Origin of the sequence: Nostoc sp. UIC 10630 (genome assembly GCF_010747425.1) — a bacterium.
Taxonomy (GTDB): Bacteria; Cyanobacteriota; Cyanobacteriia; order Cyanobacteriales; family Nostocaceae; genus Nostoc.
The window spans coordinates 1-9048 of record NZ_JAAGOG010000267.1 but is presented as its reverse complement, the minus strand read 5'-3'; the positions used below and the strand labels follow the sequence as shown (position 1 = coordinate 9048).

Annotated in this window: 13 protein-coding genes; all 13 read right to left on the bottom strand. The window is 42.3% G+C overall.

All coding sequences use genetic code 11. The features are described 5' to 3' along the window. Positions 1 to 316: 316 nt before the first annotated feature. The gene (locus G1O98_RS34320; RefSeq protein ID WP_175586980.1) at positions 317 to 673 is read right to left on the bottom strand and encodes a hypothetical protein; all 357 of its coding nucleotides are present in this window, start codon (positions 671 to 673) and stop codon (positions 317 to 319) included. 283 nt (positions 674 to 956) lie between these two features. After that, positions 957 to 1508 (bottom strand): WGR domain-containing protein, encoded by a 552-nt coding sequence (locus G1O98_RS34315; RefSeq protein WP_163938147.1) that lies wholly within the window; start codon positions 1506 to 1508, stop codon positions 957 to 959. Positions 1509 to 1521: 13 nt separating this feature from the next. Then, complete coding sequence (locus tag G1O98_RS34310; protein ID WP_163938145.1) at positions 1522 to 1860, bottom strand: hypothetical protein; 339 nt, start codon at positions 1858 to 1860, stop codon at positions 1522 to 1524. Positions 1861 to 1951: 91 nt separating this feature from the next. Beyond that, on the bottom strand, positions 1952 to 3574 hold the full coding sequence (locus G1O98_RS34305) for an AAA family ATPase (RefSeq protein ID WP_163938142.1): 1623 nt from the start codon (positions 3572 to 3574) through the stop codon (positions 1952 to 1954). A 90-nt stretch (positions 3575 to 3664) separates the two neighbouring features. Continuing rightward, positions 3665 to 3871, bottom strand: a complete 207-nt coding sequence (locus tag G1O98_RS34300) for a DUF2997 domain-containing protein (protein WP_163938139.1) — start codon at positions 3869 to 3871, stop codon at positions 3665 to 3667. 2 nt (positions 3872 to 3873) lie between these two features. Continuing rightward, complete coding sequence (locus G1O98_RS34295) at positions 3874 to 4323, bottom strand: DUF1257 domain-containing protein (RefSeq protein ID WP_163938136.1); 450 nt, start codon at positions 4321 to 4323, stop codon at positions 3874 to 3876. A 135-nt stretch (positions 4324 to 4458) separates the two neighbouring features. Further along, positions 4459 to 5532 carry a hypothetical protein gene (locus tag G1O98_RS34290; RefSeq protein WP_163938133.1) on the bottom strand — a complete coding sequence of 358 codons (1074 nt, stop codon included), beginning with the start codon at positions 5530 to 5532 and terminating at the stop codon, positions 4459 to 4461. A 168-nt stretch (positions 5533 to 5700) separates the two neighbouring features. Further along, a complete protein-coding gene (locus G1O98_RS34285; RefSeq protein ID WP_163938130.1) occupies positions 5701 to 5970 on the bottom strand; it encodes a hypothetical protein in 270 nt (89 codons plus the stop codon). Between the two features lie 118 nt (positions 5971 to 6088). After that, positions 6089 to 6505: a hypothetical protein gene (locus G1O98_RS34280; RefSeq protein WP_163938127.1), complete on the bottom strand. Its 417-nt coding sequence runs from the start codon at positions 6503 to 6505 to the stop codon at positions 6089 to 6091. Positions 6506 to 6554: 49 nt separating this feature from the next. Further along, positions 6555 to 6827 carry a hypothetical protein gene (locus G1O98_RS34275; RefSeq protein WP_163938124.1) on the bottom strand — a complete coding sequence of 91 codons (273 nt, stop codon included), beginning with the start codon at positions 6825 to 6827 and terminating at the stop codon, positions 6555 to 6557. 97 nt (positions 6828 to 6924) lie between these two features. Then, on the bottom strand, positions 6925 to 7479 hold the full coding sequence (locus tag G1O98_RS34270; RefSeq protein WP_163938120.1) for a hypothetical protein: 555 nt from the start codon (positions 7477 to 7479) through the stop codon (positions 6925 to 6927). Positions 7480 to 7598: 119 nt separating this feature from the next. Beyond that, on the bottom strand, positions 7599 to 8330 hold the full coding sequence (locus G1O98_RS39145) for a hypothetical protein (RefSeq protein ID WP_175586979.1): 732 nt from the start codon (positions 8328 to 8330) through the stop codon (positions 7599 to 7601). Positions 8331 to 8650: 320 nt separating this feature from the next. Next, positions 8651 to 9048 (bottom strand): HNH endonuclease signature motif containing protein (locus G1O98_RS34260; protein ID WP_202985846.1); only part of this gene is annotated, 398 nt, incomplete at its 5' end.

Sequence of the window (9048 nt, the reverse complement as noted above, 5' to 3'; positions counted from 1 at the left end):
CTGTGAATATCTGCTTGTGAGTCAAACTGAACCCTACATTGAGCAATATCACAATTTGGATCGTAACAGTAACGATCACTGGCTATGGCAAGTTCACTCTCACCTTGAGCGGACGATTGTTCTGCACAGTTGAAACAACGTGGAAATTCCCTTGACTAAAATCTATCGTCGGATTCATTTTTAAGGCTGCTTAACTCTCTAACAATAATACTGACAGAAATTTTCATGAATCAATCTATCAATCATATTAAATTACTTCTCAATTATGACTTTTGAGTAATGAATCTTTATTATTAACTCTATCCTCTGGAAAAGATTAGTGAGACTCGTTACCAAAAGAAGCACTTCCAAGGAAGCTAGAAAAAGTAACTAGCATCCAACCGAAACAAATATGTTTTTGGGTTTGCCAATCGTATCTGTCTTCTATTGTCGGGATTGTTTTAGCTTCAAGGATTTCTAATCCCCAATAGCCTAATGCACTGATGCCAAACAACATAGCGCTGACGATAGATAATTTAGCGATGACTTTGAGAATGCAATTGCTTAAAGTAAGCGGTGTTTGAAAGGATTGTCTGTGACGATGATGGATAGCTAGTTCACTTGGAGCTACAACCAAAACACGTCTTGGTTTTTGTTGAGTGAGTTGGCAGACAACTTGTTTATTATCAGTCATGGGTCAAACCAAAGCCTGTTGGTTGTAACTAGATTAGTTTCAGTAATTATATTGTAAACTTTCGTCAGGTGAATGTGGTTAAATTTACATAAATTTTCCCCATTCAGAAAAAATATTCTAATGGTTAAGCGATGTCATACGAAAAAAACCAGAGGATAAACAAGCAATTAAGCTGAAAGTCAGTTAGAAATATCCCCCAGTGCGGCGGTATGGGCTGGGGGATACACTTAATCAATCTGCATCGCTGTAGTAAATCGGCTGCAATACTTTCCGACAAGCTAATTTACAAATGTCGCCAGAAGTTCTTACTGATAGTCTTGAGACTGACTACATTGAGTTCTGTTGCGGCTTCAGGGGCATCCACCGCAACTGCTTGTGGTGCAGGAGTCGCTAACAGAGAATTGAGTAATTCCATTTGATAATCGATATCTTCTACTGAGCGATATACCCTGTATGGTTCAATTTGCATACCTAAAGGTGTTGGGACAATCTTCAGATATTGATTTAGGGCATTAATATAAGCAACTGAAAAATTTCTCTGCTCTACATAAGGACGAATAATCTCTAGTAATTCAATCGCTCTGTTGATTTCAGAAACTTCACAATTACTGTCGATTTGTGACTGACTTCTTCTGTAGCCTTTCATCATCTTTTCGGCTACCAGATTGTTGAATTTGCTAACCGCTCTCTGATGATTAGCTAATGTGTGGACTTTGGTTTGCGCTTGATAACCGACTCTGCCCCACTGTACTGTTAAGTTACTATCTTCGACTTTCGCAGACCAGAATTTATTGCTGTTTCGGATAGTATCAACAAAGACTAAGTAGATTTCCATGTTTCTTACGCTGTCAATTCACGGCTTGACGGGCATTGCCCCATCGAATTTGATGCTGTAAAGCTTCAAGTATCGTTTCTGCTTCCAGAGTTGTTAGTCCATTTAAAACAGAGCAGATATTATACCAATTCTCTTTGATAAAGCCGGGATCTGACAGTACATCTTCTAATGCCATTTCTACAGTATATTTATCTGAATTACTATGTTCTTGCATGAAGACATAGCTAGCCAGCGCCATCCGAAGTAAGAGTTTATCTTCTCTGTCTAACTTTTCCAAATACACACCATATTTATCAACCAGTTGGTCAATGATAGGAGTCTGCCCGTAATAAGTAACTAAGTCTGTCGTCATGTTTCTTCGCCTTATTAACTATGTTAATTGGTTGCTCTCAATTGCTGAAAGAGCGATCGCCTCATAGAATCAGGAGGCAATCGCTTTCTCATCAGTTCATATTCCGAAACTTAGCAGCACGCAAAGACTGAGTTTTCGCTGCAACCACAGGGCTACTAGCCCGTCGTGCGGTGGATGCCCAGGATTGCATTCGTTCGACTGCCGCAGCGTCCTGAATCGCAAGCGGGGTAATCGTTTGACGACAGGCTTCGAGGTCAGCAAGTGTTACCTGCTGCGGTCTATCCTCATCGAATGCCAGCAGAGCAGCTTCCGAAGCGAGGGTTTCCAGTTCTGCCCCTGAAAATTTCGCGGTGTTGGCAGCGATCGCTTCGAGGTACTCCGATTCCAAATGAATACCGAATCGCTCTAGGTGAATCCCCAAAATCTGTACCCGTTCTGGCTCAGTGGGCAGATCAACAAAGAAAGCCTCATCAAACCTACCTTTGCGTTTAAACTCACTTGGTAGTGCTGATGGATCATTGCAAGTAGCTACAATAAATACCCCAGCAGTACACTCACTCATGAACGTAAGCAAAGTTCCAAGAATCCTTTGACTAACACCTGAAGTATCGCCCTGACCTGAAAGCGCCTTTTCCACCTCATCAATAAACAAGACACAAGGTGCGATCGCGGATGCTGTTTTCAGTGCGCGTTTAACATTACCTTCGGATTCGCCAACTAGTGAACCTAGAAGGGACGCAATATCGAGTTGCAGAAGTGGCAAATTGAGTATACTAGCAATGTTTTTGGCGCAGTGACTTTTACCCGTTCCGGGTGGGCCAGCCAGCAATACACCTTTTGGTTGGGGTAACGAAAGACTTCGCGCCTCTTGCGTGAACAGCCGCCGCCGCCTCATCAACCACTCGCGCAGTAGATCCAAACCGCCGAATGCGATTGTCGCAGGTTTGCCCAACTCGATACCCATTTGAGAGAGTAGCCGAGTTTTGTACTCGACGGCTTTGGGGATGAAATCAGCGCCAACGACGACACCATCATTAGTTAAGTTTTCTTTGACTGTTAACCGAAGGAAGTCGCTAATCTCCTCCAGGGTTAAACCCAGGGCAGCACGAGAAAGAGTTTCTTTTTCAGCATTTTCTAGAGAAATAGTGAAAGTCAATTCCTGTTCAATAGCTGACTGTTGTAGGTCATGCAAATAAGAATTGATATGAAGTAGTATTTGCTCAACTCCCGGTAGAGGAATTTCACAATAAGGGATTAAGCGTACAAGTGACTCGTGTAATTGAATGTTTTGACCCAGCAGCACAATGCGTTTATCAGTCGGTTTGAGACGATGGTAGAGATTTTTTACCTTGCTAATAACCTCCCAAGATAATGAAGGCGAATTCTTACCAATAAACGAGTGAATATCACCTAAGATAAAGATTCCATCAGCACTAAAGTTAGCAATGTAGTCGAATACGAATAGTAGTGGATCAGCCTGTGCTGGTCTTTTGTACTCTGCAACTGGCTTAAACACCAAACCACCATCCGACGCAATCAGGCATTGTTCGAGACTGGACACACCCAGATTCCAGAAGAATACTGGACTTGATAGCTTGCTCGATGCCTCTGTAGTCAACCACTGAATAATCGTCGCTTCATCGGGTGACAGGACATCAACCGCAGCAATGGGGATTTGTGAATCGAGTGTGGAGAGCAGATTTGAGAGTTTCATGTCAATTATTCAAATATTTCACTTATGAAATGGCGAAGCCTTTATGATCAGCAGTTACCAGCCAAGTTAAGACTGGTAACTGATGACTGATTACTGACGCAAGCGTATTTGACTACTGTTCGTAGTGCGAAGCTGTAGTGCTGATTCTTCTTTGAAAATGCGATCGCCCTCCACAACACCCAATGCCTCTTCAAACGGTTGGGTTGCTGACAAACAACTCAAACCCTCGAACCCCTCCGCTTCCACTCGAACTTCACCTGTAGCATTGTCGAAATGAATCAGTATTGAACGTTCCATATTTATCTCCGTGCAAATTGTTGAACTTCCTGATGTCCGGCAAAAGTCAGCCGTAGAGTTTGCACACTTCCGCTAGTTGATTCAGCGATCGCACATTCACCAAATTTTTCTTGTAACTCGGCGGCTTTAGCGCGAACCATCCGTTGTCCATAAGCCAGCATTAGTTTATTGCTGAAAAAGTCTTTGCCCAGCTTCGGAACTGTCTCGTAACTATCGTGTATCACATCGTACAGACCGCTTGGTTGATTCCACTTGAATCCGATGTCTGCACGGGCTTTTATGGTGCGACCAGATACGATGATTTCAGCACTTTGTCCTTGTGAACCGCCATAGTATCCTTTTAGTGGCTGTGCTGTTTCGTGAACTTGCGGATTCAGTTTCAAGTCTTGTAAAGCTTGTACTAGACATTCAAGGGATACAAGCTTGGTTTTAACTGTTGAGAAATGCGACATTTTTGGCTCCAAGGCTTTCAAATTGGTTTGAGAAATAGTACGGGTGCTATATCCTTTTTGGGTTATTCTGGAAACTACGTATTAAATCCATTGGGATCAGTCTTGAGCGAATTCACCCTCGCCCAAGACTGTTTTTTACCGGAACTTAAACGACATCACGGTAGCTTTCGATAAACCCACCTCACCAGTTGCTAGCTCTTGGAGATTGCGCTGTTCGTCTAACAACTTGATCCGAATTTCTTCCATCTTTTGCTGCAATTGACTGCGTGTATCTGAACCCAGATTCTTAGACTCAATCGCTGGATCATTAACAATAGAGTCCAAGTGCGCCATCATCGCCTCCAAGCTACTGCCAGCCTCCGGTGAAGCGTTTGCTAGTAGCACTTGAACCTTCATCAGATGACGCTCCATTTTCCTTTTAAACTGTATGGGTTTCCTCCCTGGTTCCCAATCAGCCAACTCTTCAAGCAACTGTGCGGCGAGTTGTTCACCGCCAGCTAGAGCAGATTCCCGTAGCCTTTGCTCCAGATTTTGGTCATACTGCTGAATGAACTTGGTAATCTGGTCTAGACATTCGGCTTGCTGCTGGTTCAGTTGTTCGGACAATGCCGGGATAATCACCGGGCGACCAATAATGACTTGCAAATAGTCTTCGAGATCGGTCAGAGTCGGAAATGCTCTTAACAAGTTGGCTTTGACTGACTCTTGCTTATCCTGTGCTAATTCCCAAGTGTTAAGTGAGAGGAACTGGTCAATTCGCTCTTGATAATCAAGAAGTCCTGCTTCGTAATCAGCTTTTAATTGATTGCGTAAACCAGGGGCAATATTATCTCTGATATTAAGCAGTTGATTCCAAACGAGTGGAGCTAAATCAATTGGACAAATCCAATCACCAGTATCACTACTCATCCATTCTTGAACCGAAGCAATCTCTTGACGCAATTGGGCAGCAGCTTCATCAAGCTTCTTGAATACCTTAATACCACGCAAACCAACTTCGGAATTAGTAACTTTAACGAGGTCTGATTCAATTTCAGAAACTTCAGCTTGTAGTACATCTGTCCATTTAGGAGCAGCCGATTTTGTACTTTTCTTCAACTGGATACGAAATCTAATGCGGGTTTTATTTAACTGTGAGAAATTGTGGCGCTCGACTACTGCATCAGTCAGGAAATTTGCAGCAATAGGGTTGTCAATTGCTTGTACCATGATTATTGACCTCAATCATTATTTTTCACTTTCGATTAAGCGAAGCTTTCTTTGTGGTGATTTCTCAAGAGAGCGAATGTCTGTAGTAGCTCTATAGATTACTTTTTTAGAGCTATTTTGTAGGCGAATATGTCTTTTAATGACTGGTGGTTTATGTATGGACATGGCTTAAAATAGCTGAAGTTGTTGTGAATTATCCTGCGCCACAGGCTTTTTATAAACCATACCTTCGACTTCATAACAGCGAGTCATGAGTTTGTTTCGGTTTAGCCGAAAGCTGGCTTTTTTCCTTTGATTTGGCAGAGGTAGAAACAAATACTGTGGATGTTGGATAGTACCTGCATCGCCTAAGTATCGACAATGTGTACCATTAATTTGGTAAACTTTTGATGAGCTTAAGAGTGTCGCGTCATACACTTTAATCAAATTTGTTTCCATCTGATTAGTATTAAACTAGAGTGTGTGATAATCTTTTGTGGAATCGATTTTTCTCTCCAGTCAGACTGATTGAATCTGACTAGAGAGTTTTTCACGCATAACCTGATTCTTTTTTTCGTCAAGCGGCAACTTTTTGTTTATTCGGTTTAGACAATCTAGAACCGCTCCCAGAAGTACGTTTAGTTGTTGAAATAGGTGGGTTAACTTGACCGAATGGGGTCTGAATCTTTAGGTCAGCCTTTAGCTCGGATTGCAGTAATACAAGCTGAGTCAAATAGTAATCAACCTCTTCTAAAATCTCAGCTTCTACTTCTGACGGTGAGAGCGGCGTAATCTGATCTGATTCCAGATATTTAACTTCTTCGGTATGGCGAGAAGTCATGACAATATAGCGATAGCCACTACCGCAATTCTCAGCTAATACGCTATCGTGTGGTAATACTTCAATACCAATGACTTTGCCTTGTTTAGTCCGTTGCCCAACATTAAACTTTGGGATTCCGTAGCCTCGTGGAAGTGTGATTGTTGGTTGCATTTTTGTTACCTTTGAGTTGAATAAATTAGGCATTAGAGGCAAAGAATTTTTACAGATAGAAATGCTCAAAGATTTGATTGAGTTTTTCCTTTAATTCATCTGACAGAGCATTAAAATCAAACTCGTCTGATTCCCAAACTTGATCCAAGCTTGTAGATTCATCAATAATGTTTGCAATCAAACAAGATTGATCGTCGTAGTTCCAGCCATTTGCTAAAAGCCACGGCAGAATCCCTTTAGATTGCAATAATTTCTCAATGTCGAATGAGTCAGAAAACTGCTGTAAGTTTTCGATACTGGGGTGAACGATTGTTGTTGTCATTTCTTGTTATTGGCGGACTAGTAGACAGCATGTATTAGCTGTAGACAAAGCTTGAGCAACTTCTAATTACAGTTACCCAAACTCTGTTTACAACGAGTTAAAACGCTATCTCATTCGCAGCTTTCGCTACAGCTAAAGCCTGTTTACTGACCTCTCGCCACTCTGTTTGCTCGTTGTAAGATGCCATCACTAATTCCGACTCTACCCATACGCGACAGAACAACACATTTTCATCTGTCGTACCAGGGTGCGGCTGTAGTGTGATGGGAGAATACAATTGTTCTGGGGTCAAAGTTGCGATCGCCGCAAGTATGCACTTTGAAAAATGGGTATCGTAGCCTGATTCTAAGATATATGTCCGGTCTGCTTGTATAGTTATTAGTAACTTGCAGGTTTCTTTTTTGCGGCGTTCTGTATTCTCAAACCGCAGTTCTTTAAGATATCCAGTTAAGGCAGTTTGAGGGACATCACTCGGTTCACCATTTAGTGTGTACCATAGCCCTCCGTGCTGGCGATTACAATATATCTTGCAATTGCCAGCTTCACTGTGCAATCCTAATTTCGGCTTATTGATTGCTGCGACTAACTGCTTGAGCAATTCTTCCTGGCGCATCAAAGCAGCAAGTAAATCTGATGTTTCTTGAGGGTTCATTGTTCAATACCAATACATCTCACTTTCGCATTGGCGAAGCCATTGACTTCTCAAATCAGCAGGCGCGACCGATGTAGATTTCGGTCACGCCTACTGATTTTCTTACGCCGCCATTCCCTCTATCCGTGCCAAGTCGGAGTCTGTGAATTTACCGCAATCAAGAGGCTCGTCTGAGGATGGCTAATATTCCCGTAGCTGTTCCTATCATTAGCCGTTAGTCGATCAAACGGCTTATCCAGCAGTCCCTTACAAGATGGTTGCGTCAGTTCTACTATCGACAATACCCACACCGCATCAAATGCAGAATCACACGGAATTTTCTGCTGATGCACTGAAGTTGCCCGAATAACCCACCATCTGCTGTTAGTACAGCCTACTTCGCCAAGCTTTCGATCGTGGTCGTAGATACCATCGTTTAGGATTTCAAACCCGTACTTTTCGCATTCATCAGCAATCTGTACCATGATTTCGTTCCCCGTTGTAGCGACTGGGGTTTCTTCTTCTTGTATGGGCAGTGTTCCGCGCTGGTAATGCCATGTGATGTAGCTATGGCATCTTTTAAAAGTGTTCGCGCGATGGATCTCCTCACCATTGACCATTACTATCCAAGGTTGCGTTAGGTCATCGTCATGGGTAATCCTAGATACGAGTTTTTGACCTGCATAGAATTCGTGGTCTTCAAACGAAATCTCTACTGATCTCAGTTCTTCAACTGGTTTAACGCAAGAGGTTACAGTTGTTGTTGTTTGTGGCATAATTTTAAGATTCCTTATGGATAGAAAGGCGATCGCAGTGTTTCTCAGGCAAGCGATCGCCTTTTGATTTACATGAACAACGTTGTGCTTGCACAACGCTCAATCTAGAATTGGCGAAGCCTCATAAAATAATTCCAAGGCAAAGCGTATCAGATGGTGTCAAAACAGCAGACAGCACAAAGCTGTAGGAAGATATTGGGGTGTTACCGTGTCTTCTGTACAGCCGCGTGGTAACAATTGAAAAGGCGATTGAGGAGTTCACAATCGCCTTTGTTCTGCAAAGATTGAAGTTTTTTACAACCAGTTTTAAGACTTGGTAGGTATTAAACTCAACGAGATTGTCACCAATCCCGTTGGTCTTCAAAACCGTGCGTAAAAGTTTCCCGTTACACGGCTCCTCAACAGATTGATGCTTGTCATGCATACCTGCTACCGTCTAAGGTAGTTTTCTCATCGTGGCAATGTCGGTGTAGAAGTTGTAAATTTTTATAGTCATTCAAACCTCCTTTCGATTTAGGAATGATATGGTCAACCTCCATCACATCGTCTTCTCTAAAGTGCAATTCGCAATGAGTACATTTCCCTTTTTGCTTTTTGAGTAAGGTGGTTACTTTTCTTGGCATTAAAGGATTCTTACCCATTCTTTCGCTCCAATAAACCAGATTTCCATCAAATGGAGAGTTTGTTCCCTTTACCTTGATATGCCTAACAATTTCTGTTTTGGCGTGTTTAAGTAGGGTTACTCCAGATTTTGTCATGAAAACCCAGTTATCTCCCCCTATCGTTCCCCAATATTTCTTATTAACCCATTTTA

Bases quoted from the DNA above. Each gene is read 5' to 3' on its own strand.
- G1O98_RS34315 (WP_163938147.1), bottom strand. From the start codon at position 1,508: ATGGAAATCTACTTAGTCTTTGTTGATACTATCCGAAACAGCAATAAA.
- G1O98_RS34305 (WP_163938142.1), bottom strand. From the start codon at position 3,574: ATGAAACTCTCAAATCTGCTCTCCACACTCGATTCACAAATCCCCATT.
- G1O98_RS34300 (WP_163938139.1), bottom strand. From the start codon at position 3,871: ATGGAACGTTCAATACTGATTCATTTCGACAATGCTACAGGTGAAGTT.
- G1O98_RS34275 (WP_163938124.1), bottom strand. From the start codon at position 6,827: ATGACAACAACAATCGTTCACCCCAGTATCGAAAACTTACAGCAGTTT.
- G1O98_RS34270 (WP_163938120.1), bottom strand. From the start codon at position 7,479: ATGAACCCTCAAGAAACATCAGATTTACTTGCTGCTTTGATGCGCCAG.
- G1O98_RS34280 (WP_163938127.1), bottom strand. From the start codon at position 6,505: ATGCAACCAACAATCACACTTCCACGAGGCTACGGAATCCCAAAGTTT.
- G1O98_RS34290 (WP_163938133.1), bottom strand. From the start codon at position 5,532: ATGGTACAAGCAATTGACAACCCTATTGCTGCAAATTTCCTGACTGAT.
- G1O98_RS34285 (WP_163938130.1), bottom strand. From the start codon at position 5,970: ATGGAAACAAATTTGATTAAAGTGTATGACGCGACACTCTTAAGCTCA.
- G1O98_RS34320 (WP_175586980.1), bottom strand. From the start codon at position 673: ATGACTGATAATAAACAAGTTGTCTGCCAACTCACTCAACAAAAACCA.
- G1O98_RS34310 (WP_163938145.1), bottom strand. From the start codon at position 1,860: ATGACGACAGACTTAGTTACTTATTACGGGCAGACTCCTATCATTGAC.
- G1O98_RS34295 (WP_163938136.1), bottom strand. From the start codon at position 4,323: ATGTCGCATTTCTCAACAGTTAAAACCAAGCTTGTATCCCTTGAATGT.